General features: G+C 37.5%; 11 protein-coding genes, 27 tRNA genes, 2 rRNA genes and 1 riboswitch. Of the genes, 39 read left to right on the top strand and 1 reads right to left on the bottom strand.

Features of this window, described 5'->3' with window-relative positions; genetic code table 11:
- The 38 genes from ERK18_RS05180 to ERK18_RS04995 form a co-directional block, all read left to right on the top strand.
- Positions 1–128 (top strand): 23S ribosomal RNA (locus ERK18_RS05180); the annotation flags it as partial.
- Positions 129–199: 71 nt separating this feature from the next.
- Positions 200–316: ribosomal RNA gene (gene rrf, locus ERK18_RS05175) — 5S ribosomal RNA — on the top strand.
- A 4-nt stretch (positions 317–320) separates the two neighbouring features.
- Positions 321–393 (top strand) — tRNA-Val (locus ERK18_RS05170).
- Between the two features lie 4 nt (positions 394–397).
- Positions 398–470, top strand: a tRNA-Lys gene (locus ERK18_RS05165).
- A 12-nt stretch (positions 471–482) separates the two neighbouring features.
- Positions 483–564: transfer RNA gene (locus ERK18_RS05160), tRNA-Leu, on the top strand.
- Positions 565–596: 32 nt separating this feature from the next.
- Positions 597–669: transfer RNA gene (locus tag ERK18_RS05155), tRNA-Thr, on the top strand.
- A gap of 11 nt (positions 670–680) precedes the next feature.
- A tRNA-Gly gene (locus ERK18_RS05150) sits at positions 681–752 on the top strand.
- A gap of 10 nt (positions 753–762) precedes the next feature.
- Positions 763–848, top strand: a tRNA-Leu gene (locus ERK18_RS05145).
- A gap of 9 nt (positions 849–857) precedes the next feature.
- Positions 858–931 (top strand) — tRNA-Arg (locus tag ERK18_RS05140).
- 6 nt (positions 932–937) lie between these two features.
- Positions 938–1,011, top strand: a tRNA-Pro gene (locus tag ERK18_RS05135).
- A 30-nt stretch (positions 1,012–1,041) separates the two neighbouring features.
- Positions 1,042–1,115: transfer RNA gene (locus tag ERK18_RS05130), tRNA-Met, on the top strand.
- Between the two features lie 13 nt (positions 1,116–1,128).
- Positions 1,129–1,202: transfer RNA gene (locus tag ERK18_RS05125), tRNA-Ile, on the top strand.
- Between the two features lie 39 nt (positions 1,203–1,241).
- A tRNA-Met gene (locus ERK18_RS05120) sits at positions 1,242–1,315 on the top strand.
- Between the two features lie 3 nt (positions 1,316–1,318).
- Positions 1,319–1,392: transfer RNA gene (locus tag ERK18_RS05115), tRNA-Asp, on the top strand.
- A gap of 6 nt (positions 1,393–1,398) precedes the next feature.
- Positions 1,399–1,471 (top strand) — tRNA-Phe (locus tag ERK18_RS05110).
- Between the two features lie 12 nt (positions 1,472–1,483).
- Positions 1,484–1,554: transfer RNA gene (locus tag ERK18_RS05105), tRNA-Gly, on the top strand.
- A gap of 5 nt (positions 1,555–1,559) precedes the next feature.
- Positions 1,560–1,633 (top strand) — tRNA-Ile (locus tag ERK18_RS05100).
- A gap of 4 nt (positions 1,634–1,637) precedes the next feature.
- Positions 1,638–1,727, top strand: a tRNA-Ser gene (locus tag ERK18_RS05095).
- 356 nt (positions 1,728–2,083) lie between these two features.
- A tRNA-Glu gene (locus ERK18_RS05090) sits at positions 2,084–2,155 on the top strand.
- Between the two features lie 26 nt (positions 2,156–2,181).
- Positions 2,182–2,268: transfer RNA gene (locus ERK18_RS05085), tRNA-Ser, on the top strand.
- Positions 2,269–2,278: 10 nt separating this feature from the next.
- A tRNA-Met gene (locus ERK18_RS05080) sits at positions 2,279–2,352 on the top strand.
- Positions 2,353–2,355: 3 nt separating this feature from the next.
- A tRNA-Asp gene (locus ERK18_RS05075) sits at positions 2,356–2,429 on the top strand.
- 6 nt (positions 2,430–2,435) lie between these two features.
- A tRNA-Phe gene (locus ERK18_RS05070) sits at positions 2,436–2,508 on the top strand.
- A gap of 7 nt (positions 2,509–2,515) precedes the next feature.
- Positions 2,516–2,597 (top strand) — tRNA-Tyr (locus tag ERK18_RS05065).
- A gap of 4 nt (positions 2,598–2,601) precedes the next feature.
- Positions 2,602–2,672, top strand: a tRNA-Trp gene (locus ERK18_RS05060).
- A 12-nt stretch (positions 2,673–2,684) separates the two neighbouring features.
- A tRNA-His gene (locus tag ERK18_RS05055) sits at positions 2,685–2,757 on the top strand.
- Positions 2,758–2,764: 7 nt separating this feature from the next.
- Positions 2,765–2,836, top strand: a tRNA-Gln gene (locus tag ERK18_RS05050).
- 23 nt (positions 2,837–2,859) lie between these two features.
- Positions 2,860–2,930, top strand: a tRNA-Cys gene (locus ERK18_RS05045).
- 44 nt (positions 2,931–2,974) lie between these two features.
- Positions 2,975–3,059: transfer RNA gene (locus ERK18_RS05040), tRNA-Leu, on the top strand.
- 110 nt (positions 3,060–3,169) lie between these two features.
- A complete protein-coding gene (locus ERK18_RS05035; protein WP_187154564.1) occupies positions 3,170–4,342 on the top strand; it encodes a glycosyltransferase family 4 protein in 1,173 nt (390 codons plus the stop codon).
- Entirely contained in the window at positions 4,335–5,378 is a 1,044-nt protein-coding gene (locus tag ERK18_RS05030) for a glycosyltransferase family 4 protein (protein WP_187154563.1), read from the top strand. The genes ERK18_RS05035 and ERK18_RS05030 overlap by 8 nt, the downstream gene beginning before the upstream one ends.
- Positions 5,378–6,403 carry a lysylphosphatidylglycerol synthase transmembrane domain-containing protein gene (locus ERK18_RS05025; RefSeq protein ID WP_187154562.1) on the top strand — a complete coding sequence of 342 codons (1,026 nt, stop codon included), beginning with the start codon at positions 5,378–5,380 and terminating at the stop codon, positions 6,401–6,403. The genes ERK18_RS05030 and ERK18_RS05025 overlap by 1 nt, the downstream gene beginning before the upstream one ends.
- 69 nt (positions 6,404–6,472) lie before the next feature.
- Complete coding sequence (locus tag ERK18_RS05020; protein WP_187154561.1) at positions 6,473–8,533, top strand: LTA synthase family protein; 2,061 nt, start codon at positions 6,473–6,475, stop codon at positions 8,531–8,533.
- A gap of 68 nt (positions 8,534–8,601) precedes the next feature.
- Positions 8,602–8,835: a preprotein translocase subunit SecG gene (gene secG / locus ERK18_RS05015; RefSeq protein ID WP_034977075.1), complete on the top strand. Its 234-nt coding sequence runs from the start codon at positions 8,602–8,604 to the stop codon at positions 8,833–8,835.
- A gap of 72 nt (positions 8,836–8,907) precedes the next feature.
- Entirely contained in the window at positions 8,908–11,232 is a 2,325-nt protein-coding gene (rnr, locus tag ERK18_RS05010; RefSeq protein WP_187154560.1) for a ribonuclease R, read from the top strand.
- Between the two features lie 9 nt (positions 11,233–11,241).
- The gene (gene smpB, locus ERK18_RS05005; RefSeq protein ID WP_109585960.1) at positions 11,242–11,700 is read left to right on the top strand and encodes an SsrA-binding protein SmpB; all 459 of its coding nucleotides are present in this window, start codon (positions 11,242–11,244) and stop codon (positions 11,698–11,700) included.
- 435 nt (positions 11,701–12,135) lie between these two features.
- On the top strand, positions 12,136–12,792 hold the full coding sequence (locus ERK18_RS05000) for a nitroreductase (protein WP_187154559.1): 657 nt from the start codon (positions 12,136–12,138) through the stop codon (positions 12,790–12,792).
- Between the two features lie 94 nt (positions 12,793–12,886).
- Positions 12,887–14,233, top strand: a complete 1,347-nt coding sequence (locus tag ERK18_RS04995) for a hemolysin family protein (protein WP_187154558.1) — start codon at positions 12,887–12,889, stop codon at positions 14,231–14,233.
- Between the two features lie 37 nt (positions 14,234–14,270).
- On the opposite strand, the gene hpt is transcribed toward ERK18_RS04995, so the two are convergent.
- On the bottom strand, positions 14,271–14,840 hold the full coding sequence (gene hpt, locus ERK18_RS04990; RefSeq protein WP_034977086.1) for a hypoxanthine phosphoribosyltransferase: 570 nt from the start codon (positions 14,838–14,840) through the stop codon (positions 14,271–14,273).
- A 237-nt stretch (positions 14,841–15,077) separates the two neighbouring features.
- Here hpt and ERK18_RS04985 point away from each other — a divergent pair, with 237 nt between their 5' ends.
- On the top strand, positions 15,078–16,160 hold the full coding sequence (locus tag ERK18_RS04985) for a M42 family metallopeptidase (RefSeq protein WP_046332914.1): 1,083 nt from the start codon (positions 15,078–15,080) through the stop codon (positions 16,158–16,160).
- 67 nt (positions 16,161–16,227) lie between these two features.
- Positions 16,228–16,317: riboswitch (TPP riboswitch) on the top strand.
- Positions 16,318–16,341: the final 24 nt, after the last annotated feature.

Genomic DNA, 16,341 nt, shown 5'->3' with positions numbered 1-16,341 from the left:
CCCTCAAGATGAGATTTCCCATACGTAAGTAGTAAGACACCTCAAAGACTAAGAGGTAGATAGGCTGGGAGTGGAAGAGCCGCGAGGCTTGGAGCGGACCAGTACTAATCAGTCGAGGACTTGACCAAAGCTTAAAGGCAATCAAGGTTTTTTTAAAGGATTATATTTAGTTTTGAGCGTAAAAGCTCACAAGGAAAAGTACGGTGGCAAGAGCAAGAAGGAAACACCTGTAACCATGCCGAACACAGCAGTTAAGCTTCTTCACGCCGAGAGTAGTTGGTGGGAGACTGCCTGCGAGGGTAGGACGCTGCCGTGCTTATGGAGGATTAGCTCAGCTGGGAGAGCATCTGCCTTACAAGCAGGAGGTCACAGGTTCGAGCCCTGTATCCTCCATCTCGAGTCGTTAGCTCAGTTGGTAGAGCATCTGACTTTTAATCAGAGGGTCGACGGTTCAAGCCCGTCACGACTCATGGCCCCATTTTGCGGGTGTGGCGGAATTGGCAGACGCGCTAGATTTAGGTTCTAGTGTTTTCGGACGTGTGGGTTCAAGTCCCACCACCCGTATTCGCCAATGATATATACCATATTTACATTTTGCCGATTTAGCTCAGTTGGTAGAGCATCTGTCTTGTAAACAGGGGGTCGTACGTTCAAATCGTATAATCGGCATTACATATAGTGCGGAAGTAGTTCAGTGGTAGAACATCACCTTGCCATGGTGGGGGTCGCGGGTTCGAATCCCGTCTTCCGCTTTCATTACTTGCCGGGGTGGCGGAATTGGCAGACGCACGGGACTTAAAATCCCGCGGTTGGTTTCAACCGTACCGGTTCGACTCCGGTCCTCGGCATTTAGTGATGCGCCCTTAGCGCAACTGGATAGAGTGTCTGACTACGAATCAGAAGGTTGAAGGTTCAAATCCTTCAGGGCGCATAATTACGGGAAGTGGCTCAGTTTGGTAGAGCACCTGGTTTGGGACCAGGGGGTCGCAGGTTCGAATCCTGTCTTCCCGATTGTAATCTTTATAAAATGATTGCATTGTTGGCGGTGTAGCTCAGCTGGCTAGAGCGTCCGGTTCATACCCGGGAGGTCGAGGGTTCGATCCCCCCCGCCGCTATTTCCCAGAGCTTGGACCTTTAGCTCAGTTGGTTAGAGCAGACGGCTCATAACCGTCCTGTCGTAGGTTCGAGTCCTACAAGGTCCATAAAGTATGGAGTTTGTTTGTACTTTTATATTTAAAAATCGCGGGATGGAGCAGTCTGGTAGCTCGTCGGGCTCATAACCCGAAGGCCGGTGGTTCAAATCCACCTCCCGCAATATGGTCCATTGGAGCAGTGGTTTATCTCGTCTCCCTGTCACGGAGAAGATCATCAGTTCAAATCTGATATGGACCGTAGGATGGCTCGGTAGCTCAGTCGGTAGAGCAAAGGATTGAAGCTCCTTGTGTCGGCGGTTCGATTCCGTCCCGCGCCATTTATTATTAGTGCGGGTATGGTTTAGTGGTAAAACGAAAGCCTTCCAAGCTTTAGTCGCGAGTCCGATTCTCGTTACCCGCTTTTTGGGGCCTATAGCTCAGCTGGTTAGAGCGCACGCCTGATAAGCGTGAGGTCGATGGTTCAAGTCCATTTAGGCCCATTGTGGAGACTTACTCAAGTGGCTGAAGAGGCGCCCTTGCTAAGGGTGTAGATCGGGTTATTCTGGTGCGAGAGTTCGAATCTCTCAGTCTCCGCTGATATAATTAAGAAGACCGTAGATTTTGTTCTAACGGTCTTTTTAATTACTAGATATGGGCTTTAATCAGTTGTTAAATCTTTAAAGGAGTTGTAATTCAGCCTTTTTTGACAATATGTTATAACAATATTGGTATTGCCAAAAGTAAAAATTTTAATTGGCGATTCTGCGAAAAAAGTTTAACTTTTTGCACAAAACTCTTGCATGATGAATCATAATCCTGTATTATTAATAACGTTGTGATTCAGCAACTTAAAAGGATTTATCGAATCAACTAAATAAAAAAATGGTTGACTTTTGGCAATAAGTTCGGTATTATAATTAAGCGTCTTATGGCGTAAGAACGATAAATATGACCCGTTGGTCAAGTGGTTAAGACATCGCCCTTTCACGGCGGTAACATGGGTTCAAATCCCGTACGGGTCATTACCATTCTTGGTATATTTACATTTGGAGGATTACCCAAGTGGCTTAAGGGGACGGTTTTGAAAACCGTTAGACGGTCTTGCCGTGCGTGGGTTCAAATCCCACATCCTCCTTTATTAAAATCGCGGGATGGAGCAGTCTGGTAGCTCGTCGGGCTCATAACCCGAAGGCCGGTGGTTCAAATCCACCTCCCGCAATATGGTCCATTGGAGCAGTGGTTTATCTCGTCTCCCTGTCACGGAGAAGATCATCAGTTCAAATCTGATATGGACCGTAGGATGGCTCGGTAGCTCAGTCGGTAGAGCAAAGGATTGAAGCTCCTTGTGTCGGCGGTTCGATTCCGTCCCGCGCCATCAGCCTGGAGGAGTAGCGAAGTGGCTAAACGCGGCGGTCTGTAAAACCGCTCTCTCTGAGTTCGGCGGTTCGAATCCACCCTCCTCCATAATAGGGATATCGTATAAAGGTAGTACATCGGTCTCCAAAACCGCTAGTGTGGGTTCAATTCCTACTATCCCTGTTTACCTTCATGGCGGAATTGGTGAAGGGGTTAACACACCGGTTTGTGGATCCGGCATACATGGGTTCGAATCCCATATTCCGCCCTAGCATTGGGATATAGCCAAGCGGTAAGGCACTAGACTTTGACTCTATTATGCGCTGGTTCGAATCCAGCTATCCCAATCTATTTATTAATAAAATTCGATGGCGGTGTAGCCAAGTGGTAAGGCAGAGGTCTGCAAAACCTTAATCGTCGGTTCAAATCCGATCCCCGCCTTTATCGGTTCACTCATTGAACTGTTAATTAAAACATATTATTATGGCGGTGTGGCGGAATTGGCAGACGCGCCAGACTCAAAATCTGGTGTCCGTTTAGGACGTATCGGTTCGACCCCGATCACCGCTATTTACTGAGCAGCTCTCGTGTGAGAGCTGCTTTTGTATTGTTAATTTTTTCTATAAAAATTGCACAAGTTATGTGTAATCTTTATAATACCTTTTATGGAGGTATTTAAGATGAATATAGGTATCTTTACCGATTCATATTTTCCACAATTAAGTGGTGTTGCAACATCAATTAAAACCTTAAAGGATGCTCTTGAAGAGCAGGGTCATAATGTTTTTATTTTTACTACTACCGATCCTCATATAAAAAAAGGGACAGTTGAGGCTAACATATTCCGTTTCAGCAGCGTTCCCTTTATTTCGTTTACTGATAGACGTGTTGCGTTTAGAGGTTTTTTTGAAGCTACAAAAGTTGCTCGTGAAGTTAAATTGGATATTGTTCATACCCAAACCGAATTTGCTTTGGGTATGATAGGGAAGTACGTTGCCCACCAATTGAAAATTCCGGCAATTCATACTTACCATACTATGTATGAAGATTACTTGCACTACGTTTTAAATGGACATTTGCTTAGACCATATCATGTTAAGCAATTTACTAATGCCTACTTAAAAAATATGGATGGCGTTATAGCTCCCAGTAAGCGTGTAGAAGCACTTTTAAAGCGTTATAGAGTGAACATACCTATGAGAGTTATTCCAACTGGAGTGGACATAAATAGCTTAAATAAGCTTGAGACAGTTGACGTTCGCAAAGAGTTAGATATACCAGACGATGTACCAGTATTGTTAACTTTGAGCAGAGTTGCGGAAGAAAAGAAAATTGACCGCATTCTGAATGCAATGCCAGAAATTATTGATGAGTTTCCAAAAACACGTCTAGTGATAGCTGGAGACGGACCTGATATGGAAGTTTTGCAAGAGCAAGTGGAGCGATTAACATTGGAAGATAGTGTAATATTTACTGGTGATATACCTCATGATGATGTTGGTTCCTATTATAAAATGGCTGATCTATTTGTTTCAGCCAGTGATACTGAAACTCAAGGTTTAACGTATATTGAAGCCTTAGCTTCAGGTACGAAATGTGTCGTTTATGATACCGACTATACTGAACACGTTTTTGATGATGAAGAATTTGGCAAAGTCTTTAGCGGCCCTCGCGAAATGCTAAATGAAATATTATTCTATTTAAGAAAAGGGAGAGAAAGAATTCAGCCTGATAAATTGGCTGCAAAAATGGAACAAATCTCTGCTCAAAAATTTGCTAGTTCAGTTTACCAATTTTATCAAGATACAATTTCCAATTCTCAAAGGGATCTCAAAGAGGAGACAAATGATTAGAATAAATATGTTTTCACAAGCTGCCTCGGTAAAAGGGCAGGGAGTCGGATCTGCATATACGGAGCTGATAAGATTACTTAGAACACACTTGGTTGACAAGTTTTATGTCACTAATAACAGATATGGTAAAAGCGATCTAACTCATTATCATACAGTGAACCCAACTTATTTTGCTAATAGTTTTTCACCTGCACGCGGACGCAAAATTGGTTATGTTCACTTTTTACCAGAAACGCTTGAAGGGTCTGTTAAATTGCCGTCAATGGCCAAAAATATTTTTTATAAATATGTAATTGATTTTTATAAGCGCATGGATGAAATTGTAGTTGTTAATCCCATTTTTATCGATAAATTAGTTAAATATGGCATCAAACGCAAAAATGTTAAGTATATTCCGAACTTCGTGTCGAAAAATGAATTTTATTCAGAAAGTCAGGAAAAAAAGAATTCATTTAGGCATCAATTAGGTATTCCACTTAATAAATTTGTGGTTTTTGGTGATGGTCAAGTACAGGCTCGTAAAGGCGTTGATGACTTTGTCAAATTCGCTGAGGCTAACCCTGAAATGCAATTTATCTGGGCCGGAGGTTTTTCTTTTGGCAAAATAACTGATGGTTACGATCATTTTAAAAAACTAGTCGAAAATCCGCCACAAAATCTTAAATTTACGGGAATCATTGATCGACAGAAATTAGTTGATTATCTCAATATTGCAGATCTATTTGTTTTGCCGTCTTATGATGAGCTGTTTCCTATGTCTGTTTTAGAGGCTTTTAGCTGTGGTACGCCAGTTTTGTTGCGCGATCTTGATTTGTATCAGGCAATAATCAGTGGTTATTACATGAAGGGCAGCAATTTCTCTGAAATGAACCAGCAATTGCAAGCAGCTGCCCAGGATCCAGCCATTTTAAATAAATATAGCCAGTTATCTGATGAAGCTAGTGAAAAATATTCTGAAGATAATTTAGCTCATATATGGGATGATTTTTATCACGAACAATATGAAATTGGTCGTGAGCTGGGACAAATTCGCTAATGAATAAAAAACACTTGTGGGGCGTTGCCATAGTTCTTGTAATAAGTGGCGTAGTTTTGTATGTTGATTTGAGATCAACTCCGATTGCGCAGTTGGAGCGAGCAGCTCGCAATATTAACTTGATTGGTTTAGTTGCTGTCTTTGGTTTAATGCTTCTTTCCTATGTTTTTGAAGCCAGCATTTTGGCAGTTCTTACCAAGCGCAAAAATGAACCTAAACGTTCAAAATGGTCTTTTTTTAGAATTCCTTTGATTCAAGCGCTTTTTAATGCCATCACTCCTATGTCAACTGGAGGACAGCCTTCACAATTGGCTGCTATGGTTCAAATGGGAATAGAAGGCGGTCGGGCGACATCCTTACTACTAATGAAGTTTATTATTTATCAAATTGTAGTTTTTTTAGCTTACGTCACTACAATTATTACTGGCTTTCATATGGTTGCAACAAAATTTGCGGGTTTAGCTGTTTTCATTGCAATCGGCTTTTTAATTCATGTTAGCTCTATTGCTTTTTTGCTGGCAATTTTGTTTGCCTATAATTGGACTAAAAATGCTGCCAATTGGATAATGAACTTACTGGCGAAATTTATTAATCAAGTGCGGGTCGCTATATGGCGCAAAAACACGCTTGACAAAATTGAAACATTTTATGAAGAAAGCCAAAAGCTAAAAAGAGAAAAAAAGAAATTGCTAGTGTGTGTAGTACTCACTGTATTACAACTGTTATGTTTTTATTCAATTCCCTATATGACGCTGGTAGCATTAAATGTTTCTGCTGATTGGACAAGCGTAACTCAAATGAACATTATGATTATCATGTTCATGGCAATCATACCAATTCCTGGAGCTTCAGGTGGGGCAGAATATAGCTTTCAAACTTTATTTTCCACCTTTATTTCTTCTAATGGTACCTTAATCGTAGGGATGTTCTTGTGGCGTTTTGTCACGTATTTTTTCGGCATGATTTTAGGAATCTTTGGTTGGATTTTTAAACCGCAAAAACTGCTAAGCCCACAAAATGATTAATTTTTATTAAAATACCTGCGCATAATTGCACTTAAGGGTAAGATATAGGCTTAGTGAGAGGAGAATAGGATGACACGTATTAAGTCTTTTCTACAATGGCTAACCCAAACCAAACTAGGCTTTTTTACTATTGTTTTAGTGACTTTCTGGTTGAAAACATACGTAATTTATCTAACAAAATTTAATCTAGGTGCTGAAGGTGCAATGCAGAATTTTCTGTTATTTTTAAATCCTTTGCCTTCAGGACTACTTTTGCTGGGAATTGGTCTTTTCTTTAAGGGCAGAAAGTCCTATTGGATTATGATTGCAATTGATTTTGTGCTCAGCTTGTGGTTATTTGCCAATATACTTTATTATCGCGAGTTTTCAAATTTTTTATCTTTGTCTATAATTAAAACTTCCGGCTCAACTGCTGATAATTTAGGCAAAAGTATTGTAGGAATAACTCGAGTTACGGATTTTTTAGCCTTTATTGACATTGTTCTTGTCATTCTTTTAATGGTTGCTAAAGTCGTTAAATATGATTTACGTCCATTAAAGTTAAGATTTAATCTTTTGCTTGAAGGTACTGCAGTTCTTCTCATTGGCGTTAATTTGTTGATGGCTCAAAAAGACCGCTCAGGTCTGTTAACTAGAACTTTTGACAACAGTTATATTGTAAAATATTTGGGTATGAATGAATATGCGGTATATGATGCTTTTAAAACAGCTCAAACAAGCGAACAAATGGCAAAGGCTAACGTATCTGACTTGCAATCTGTTAAAAAGTACTTAAAGGTTAACTACGTTAAACCGAATAGCACATATACAGGTGTTGCAAAAGGCAAAAATGTGTTGGTTATACATCTTGAGAGCTTTCAGCAGTTTCTAATAGGGTATAAATGGCAGGGCAAGGAAGTCACTCCTAATCTAAATAAGCTTTATCATTCTAAAAACACTCTTAGTTTTGCCAATTTTTATAATCAAGTAGGTCAAGGCAAAACTTCGGATGCCGAAATGATGCTGGAAAATTCTATTTTTGGTTTACAATCAGGTTCAGCAATGTCTAGTTATGGCACTTCAAATACGTTTGAAAGCGCTCCTGCAATATTAAAACAGCAGGGTGGATATACTACTGCCGTTATGCATGGTGGAGCCGGGTCTTTTTGGAATCGTAATAATGCCTACAAGCAATTTGGCTATGAGTACTTTATGCCGCTTTCTTATTATCAAAATAAACCTAAGTATTACATAGGTTATGGCTTAAAAGACAAAATTTTCTTCTCGCAATCAATTAAGTATATTGAGCGCTTGCCGCAACCTTTTTATCTTAAATTAATTACTGTAACTAATCATTATCCCTATGATTTGGATAAGAAAAATCAATCAATTGACAAAACTGACACTGGTGATGAAACGGTCGATGGCTATGTCCAAACGGCTCATTATTTAGATCAAGCCGTAGGGCAATTAATGCGGTGGATGAAAAAAACTGGTTTAGATAAAAATACATTACTCGTTTTTTATGGTGATCATTATGGTATTTCTGGCAACCACCATAAGGCAAGTGCAGAGCTTCTGGATCAGGATGAATTTACTAATTTTGATAACCTGAAATTTCAACGTGTTCCCTTAATGTTTCATATGAAGGGGTTAAAAGGCGGCATAAAAAAAACTTATGGTGGAGAAATTGACGTGTTGCCAACATTGTTAAATTTGCTTGGAATTAGGAACAGGAGCACTATACAATTTGGTCATGATTTATTAAGTAAAAGGGCACCACAAATTGTTGCCCAGCGTAATGGTGACTTTATAACACCGCTATATGCAAAAGTAGGCAGTACATATTATGATACTAGAACTGGTGAGGAAATAATTCAGCCAGACAAAAAATTAAAAACTGAGTTAGTAGCAATTTCAAACAAGGTAACAACACAGCTTTCATTGTCTGATCGTGTTATAGCAGGTAACCTTTTACGTTTTTATCATCCAAAATGGTTTAAAAAGGTTAAACCGCAAGATTATGATTATAATGAACAAAAAGCATTAAAGAATTTGTATGCAAAGAATAAAACTTCTTTATGGTATAAAAATCACCAAAAAACAACGCAAAATAAATTTAAAACCGATGCACCTGAACTCGAAAAATAATACTCGAAATTAAATCTATTTTGTGCTAAAATTTACCAGTAACGTATCTGTATATTGGAGGCAGCGCATTGTACAATTTATTTATGACGCTACTAATTATTGTTTCAATCTTAATCGTTATTGCGACAATGATGCAGCCGCAAAAGCAGCAAGATGCATTGAATGCACTCTCTGGCGGTGCAGTTTTTAGTGGTCAAACGAAGAAACGTGGTTTTGAAGCATTTATGGAAAAAGTAACATCCGTTTTACTGGTGCTCTTTTTCGCTTTTGCTATTGTATTAGCTTATTTGTCTTCAAAATAACTAATGGTTCCTCCCGATCAAGTGATGGGAGGACTTTTTTTATCTTTTTACTAACGAAATGGAGTTAAGTGCATGGCACAAAACGAGAATATCTTAGCCAATGTTTTAGAGATTTTTCGTCACAATCCTAAAAAACAATATCAAGTTGAACAAATTGACCGTATGTTGCGCCGAGACAGACTTGGCAGTTTTTCAGATATGGTCAAAGCATTATCCTATTTGGAACAGGAAAAGAAAATAATTACCGATGGCAATGGCCGATATCAATTAGCTGAGGAAAATACCGAAGTGGAAGGCATTTTTAAGGCAAATAGCAAAGGCTTTGGTTTCGTCAAACTCGAGGACGAAGATTCTGATGATATTTTTATTGCTCGTGATTATACAGCATATGCCGTGGACGGTGATCGTGTTAAGGTCAAAATCACTGCTGGTGGTAATCCATGGAATGGTAAAGGGCCTGAAGGACAAATAGAAGAAATTCTCGAACGTGGCACGAAAACACTTGTCGGTGAATTTCATTCAATGACTGATGCTCAAATAAAAACTAGTCATTTTATTGGTTATGTTCTCAGCTCAAATAAAAAGCTGGCAAACTATCGCGTTTATATTAGTCAGGACAGTTTGCGTCCACAAAAACAAGATATTGTCAAAGTATCGCTTGCTAACTATCCTGACAAAGATAATCCAGATTCGATGACTGGTGTTGTTACCAATATTATTGGTAACAAAAATTTACCAGGCGTCGATATTATGGCCATTGTTTCTGAGCATGATGTTCGTACAGAATGGTCTGAAGATGCTCTTGAGCAGTCTAATGCCATTCCTGATCACGTGACTGAGGCAGAAATAGCGGATAGAGAGGACATTAGGGACCAGCCCGCAGTTACCATTGATGGGGATGATTCTAAAGACTTCGATGATGCCGTGGTTTTATGGAAACTTCCTAACGGTAACTATCATTTAGGGGTTCATATTGCTGATGTAGCGCATTATGTGACGGAAAATTCTCCTTTGGACAAAGAAGCTTTTACCAGGGGTAATAGTACATATCTTGTTGACCGTGTTATTCCAATGTTGCCGTTTAGATTATCTAATGGCATCTGCTCTTTAAATGAGGGGCAAGATCGTCTTGTTTTGTCTTGCGAAATGGAAATTTCTCCAGAAGGAAAAAGAGTTAATTATCGTATTCATCCCTCTGTTATGCGATCACACGGCAGAATGACTTATAACAATGTCAACAAGGCCTTAGATCAAGATAATCATGAAGAACTAGAGGAAAAATACGTTAAACTGGCACCCATGTTGCAAGATATGGCCGAACTGCATAATGTGTTATACCAGCAAAGACATCAGCGTGGTGCAATAGATTTTGAGGAACCTGAAGCAAAAATTATTGTTGATGATCAAGGTAAACCCACAGATATCGTGCTACACGATCGTGGAATAGCCGAAAAAATGATTGAATCATTCATGTTAATGGCAAATGAAACTGTAGCTGAAGACTTTTATCGCAAGCATGTTCCATTTCTGTATCGTGTACATGAAACTCCAGATGGTGAGCGTATCAAAGGATTCTTTGAATTTTGCAGTGCTTTTGGATTGCATATTACTGCTGATCCCAATCACGTTAAGCCGATTGATTTGCAAAAAGTCGTGGCCAAAACAACTGATACACCTGAAGAAGCAGTAGTTCAAATGATGATGCTTCGTAGCTTAAAACAGGCACATTATTCAGAAGAGCCACTAGGGCACTTTGGTCTTGCCGCTAAATACTACACTCATTTTACTTCACCAATTAGACGGTATTCTGATTTAATGGTGCATAGAATGATTCACGCATATAGTGAAAAGGGTATTAACCAAAAAGTACAGGATCATTTTGCCAGCTATTTACCTGAAGTTGCAGATCAGACTTCAACGCAGGAACGTGTATCTGTTGATACTGAAAGAGAAGTAAACGACTTAAAGATGACAGAATATATGGCAGATAAAGTTGGAGAACACTTTGATGCTGTTGTTTCTTCTGTGACTAGTTTTGGAATGTTTATCCAGTTGCCCAATACAGTTGAAGGCTTAATTCATATTTCAAATTTGACGGATGATTTCTACAGTTATAATGAAAAAAGCATGACTCTGACCGGACGCGGTACTCATAAACAATATCATGTTGGGATGCCCCTTAAAGTAACCCTTACGAATGCCAGCGTTGAACAACATCAGCTTGATTTTGAAATCTATGATCCTAATGCTCCTAAGAAGTCTCATAACAATCGCGGTGCTAAAAACGAAAGACATGGTAATCGGGGATTTCGCAACGATCACGCACATAAGGGTCACTATCGTAACAATTTTCAAAAAAATGGTAATCATCCACATTTAAGTAGATATAAACATTAGGTTAGAAAATTGAAAAAAGAAAAAAATGAAAATTTAATTGCTCAAAATAAAAAAGCACATCATGATTACTTTATTAAAGAAACATATGAAGCAGGTATTGCTTTAACAGGTACCGAGATTAAATCAGTGAGAGCACGACGTATTAATTTACGTGATGGTTATGTACAAATTATTAATGGTTCTGCTTTTTTAGAAAATGTCCACATCAGTGAATATAAGCAAGGCAACCGGTATAACCATGAACCACTTCGTTCAAGGAGGTTGCTTTTACATAAAAAGGAACTGGCACGGCTTGTTAAGGACCAGTCTGCACGCGGGATTGCAATTATACCTTTGAAAGTTTATCTTAAACATGGTTTTGCTAAAGTTCTTATTGGTGTAGGTCAAGGAAAGAAAAAATATGACAAGCGTGAGGCAATTAAGAAACGGGATCAAGAACGAGAAATACGCAGACAATATAAAATATAAATGGACGGTTTAATTTGTTTTATAGTTAAACTGTTTTTTAATTTTGTATTTGTTTAAAACTTAACAAATCATAAAAATCTATTTTAATAGTCTCCGTATATAATTTATTAATCTTGATTTAACAGTAAAAGCAAAAAAAGCAAACTTGTAATTTATACACAAAGTAACGAATAAATTAATGTTTTTTTGTTATTTTTGCCAAATACCTTTGCAATATTGCTTAGAATTTATTAATATTATTAATGTGTATATGACTGATTCTATTGGATAGTAATATTTCAATTTATAACTTTAGTAGAAGTATAAACAAGTGCGTATTTAAAAAATAGAGTATTTTTGATTATTTCTACCTGTATTTGGAATTCTAGAGAAATTTGTTTTAAAAAAGTAGGACGTCTTATTATGCTCTCTTTGTATGTAAGGATTTGAATCGGAATGGAATTTAATAAAGTTTATAACCATGAACGAGTAACTCGCAAGTTTACTAGTAGAAAAGTTAACGAAAATTTACTTGCTAAGATTATTCAAAGAGCACAGTTATCACCATCATTACTTAACTCACAGCCGTGGAAAGTTTATATGCTAACCGGTAATGCGCTCGCTGGTCTAAAAAAAGAAGTGAAAACTCAAATCAATAATAATGTTGAGCCTCACGAGGATTTTGTCAAAATGTTGTCACTTAATTGGGATTCATATCCTAGTCAAAATATGGCTGCTGTTGGGGCATCTCAACCGTATTTTTTTAATAACAAGATGGCATTGTTTTCAGAATCGAATAATAATATGTTCAACGCCCAAGATATCGCGTTCCTTACGATCCCTAGAACTTCTCCAGCGTGGTCAGTTTACGATTTAGGGATTTTTTCTCAAAGTATTATGTTGCTTGCGATTAATGAAGGATTATCAATTATGCCTGCGCACTCAATGGTATCCTATCCTGAGTTGGTACGTAAGTATTGTAAAATCCCAGAAGATGAACTGGTAGGAATGGCAATTGGATTAGGGTATCAGGATAATGCAGCAGAAGTTAACGATCCCAAATTTTATCCTGATCGTTTACCATTCAAGAAAATTTATAAATTAGTTAAATAGATAAGTAATTTAGTTAAAATAAAGCGCTATTAATGATAAAATGCTAAATAAGGAAGTTTAATTAAACAATAAACTAATAAAGGTGATATAAATTTTGAGTACGGCCCAAATAGTTACTAATTTAATAGCAACTTTAGTTATTTTTGTTTTTGCATCTTTCTTTGTGGCTGCAGAATTTGCATTGGTTCAATCTAGGTCAAGCCAGCTTGAAGATATGCTGTCCAATAAAATTGGCAACTATCGCAAAGTTAAGCGTGCTCTGCATATGACTCATAATTTAAATGAGTACCTCTCCACGACGCAGGTCGGGACTACTTTAGTTGGTGTAGTTTTGGGTTGGTTTTCAGCTGATACTTTAGCTGCAATATTTGACAGAATGTTTAATTTAGTTGATCTTAACCATTCTGTCATTCGCTCTATTAGCGCAATATTAGGCGTTATTCTTTTAACTTATTTAGAAGTTGTGGTTACAGAAATTGTGCCCAAAAATATTGCAATTGACATGCCCGTAAAGATTTTGCTAAAAATTGTGACACCTTTACAGTTATTTCATACTTTGGTTTACCCTTTCGTTTGGTTACTTAATGCTAGTTCAAATGGTTTGTTGAAAATGTTAGGCTTTGAGCCGGCTGATGAGGAAAATCAGGTTTATTCTCAATCGGAAATCATCAAATTATCACGTAAAGCTGTTCATGGGGGTTCACTTGATAAAAACGATCTGACCTATATGAAACGTGCTTTTGAATTGAATGACAAAATAGCTAAAGACATTATGACTGATAGAACACGGCTAGTAGTTATTAATTCAACTGAAACAATTAAGCAAGCTCTTAAAATGTATTTAGATGAAGGTTCAAGCCGAATTCCAGTTGTGCGCGATAACAATAAAGATGATGTTGTTGGCTATATCTATGCTTTTGATGTTATTCAGCAGAGTCAGATTGATGATAATGTACCAGTTACGCGTATTATTAGAACGATGATTACTGTACCTGAATCGATGCCAATTCAAGATATTCTTCAATTAATGATTAAAAAGCATACCCCAATTGTCCTTGTTGTGGATGAATATGGTGGTACTAGCGGAATAGTTACAGATAAGGATATTTACGAAGAATTATTTGGTACTGTCAAAGATGAAATTGATGATGTTTCTGATGATTATATAATTAAAGACGAGCAAGGAAATATTCATGTATCCGGCAAAACCACTTTATATGATTTTGCCCGTTACTTTAAAAAGGATTTAAAAAGCTTCCAAGATAGTGACATTATTACTATTGGTGGCTACATGATGGAACACTATCCAGATTTGAAAAAAGGTGAAAAAGTTGAGTTAGAAGGATTTGAATTCAAACTTGACGATATAGAGCAGGGATTTATGCGCTGGTTTATTGTTAAAGCTGTCGACCAAGAAAAAGAAGCACCTAAAGCAGAGTAGACAGTTAAAAAGGAGTTGTCAGTTAGACAACTCCTTTTTATTTATTATTAACTAATTTAATAATTTCAGGTTTTAATACACCAATATATTTTAAATTACGGTAAAAATTCATAAAATCAAGTCCGTAGCCAACTACAAACTCATTTCCTACTTTTGAACCATAGTACTCAATATCAACGTCTACTTTGCGATTTGCCTCTTTGTTAAGTAAAACGCAGCATTTAACGCTTTTGGCGCCACGTTTTTTAAGCAATTCTTTCATAAAATCTAGAGTTAATCCAGTATCAACAATATCTTCAACAATTAAAACATCACGATCTTTAACATCGGTTGCTAAATCAGAAACGAGCTTAACTTTGCCGGAAGACTCCATTTCGTTACCATAGCTCGAAACGTCCAGAAAATCAATTTCAGCTTTAACATCCATTTCTCTTACTAAATCGGTTAAGAAGAAGATGGCACCTTTAAGTGCCCCAACGATTAAAGGCTTTTTACCAGCATAATCGGTGGTAAGTTGCTTTCCCAATTTGACACACATCTGATGAATGTCATCTTCGCTAAACAATTTATGATCAATAATATTATTAATATTGTCGTTTTTTGGCATTTATCTACCCTTCATTTAAAACAATTATAATTCCTAATATTTTCGATTATATCATTTTCTGAGCAAAAAAACAGATTATTTTGGACTATTTTAAGTTTTTAGAGTGTAAATTACGTACAAAAAGTATATATATTACCAAAAGCAGTAAGATTATTTACGAACTTGCTTATTTTTTAAACTTGTAATGCCAGTTTTTGGTAAAATTAAAGAATAAGATATTTAAGTGAAAGGTAAAAAATGGATAAACAACAAGAAATAAAAATGCTCAAAGACTTTTCCGATGCCAATTCTACCTCGGGCTTTGAAGAGGAATTTGTTAAATTGTTTACTGAAACAGTTCGGGATTTTGCTAATGTTAAAGTTGATGGCATGCTAAATGTATATGCAGCTAAGAAAGAAAATAAAAAAGATCAGCCGGTTATTCAATTAGATGCTCACTCAGACTCTGTTGGTTTTATTACGCAGGCTGTTCGTCCTAATGGGATGATTAAATTCGTTCCATTGGGTGGCTGGGTCAAATACAATATTCCTGCTTTACGCGTTAAAATAAAAAATCGTGTGGGTGAGTATGTGCCCGGAGTGGTTGCTACTAAACCCCCACACTTTATGACTGCTGCTGAAAAAAATAATGTACCAGATGTGGCTGACATGTCTATTGATGTTGGTTCCAGTTCCCGAGCTGAAACTATTAATGATTATCAAATTGATACTGGCTGTCCAATTTTTGTGGATGTTAAATGTGAATACAATGAAAAATCTGGTTTGTTCTTTGGCAAAGATTTTGATGATCGTTTTGGTGCAGCTGCTATGGCAGACGTCTTAGACAATTTAAAGGATGAACAAACTAATTTTAACGTTGTGGCTGCACTTTCCAGCCAGGAAGAAGTGGGTTTGCGGGGTGCATATGTTACAGCTAGAGCGGTAAAGCCGGATTTAGCTATAGTCTTGGAATCTTGTCCTGCTGATGATACTTTTACTCCAGAATGGTTATCACAAACAGGGTTAAAACGAGGTCCAATGCTGCGTGACATGGATACATCGTTTTTACCTAATCCTAAATTCCAGCAATATGCTTGCGATTTAGCAGATAAAAATCATATTCCTTACACTCGCTCGGTTCGTACCGGTGGTGGCCAGGATGGTGCTGCCATTTATTATGAAAACGGAGCACCAACTATTGTGATTGGCATCCCGGTGCGCTATGAGCATTCGCCGTATTGCTTTAGTGCTTATTCTGACTTTAAAGCGTCTGTAGATCTGACCCTTGCTATTATTCGTGATCTTACAAAAGAGAAATTAGCAAGTTTTAGTCAGTTTTAAAAATACTTGTTCTTTTGAATAGAGCAGAAAAACTAGTTAAAATGTGATATACTAGTAAAAAATGAATATCAGTCACTAGGGGTGCCAAATAGCTGAGAAATACCCTCTGAACCTGAACGGGACAATACCTGCGTTAGGGAAGTGTTAAATTTAGTTACTAAAGATACTCCTAATGACATAT

The sequence above is a fragment of the Lactobacillus kimbladii genome, from assembly GCF_014323605.1.
In the GTDB taxonomy this organism is placed as follows: domain Bacteria; phylum Bacillota; class Bacilli; order Lactobacillales; family Lactobacillaceae; genus Lactobacillus; species Lactobacillus kimbladii_B.
This window is presented reverse-complemented; position numbering and strand designations above follow the sequence as displayed.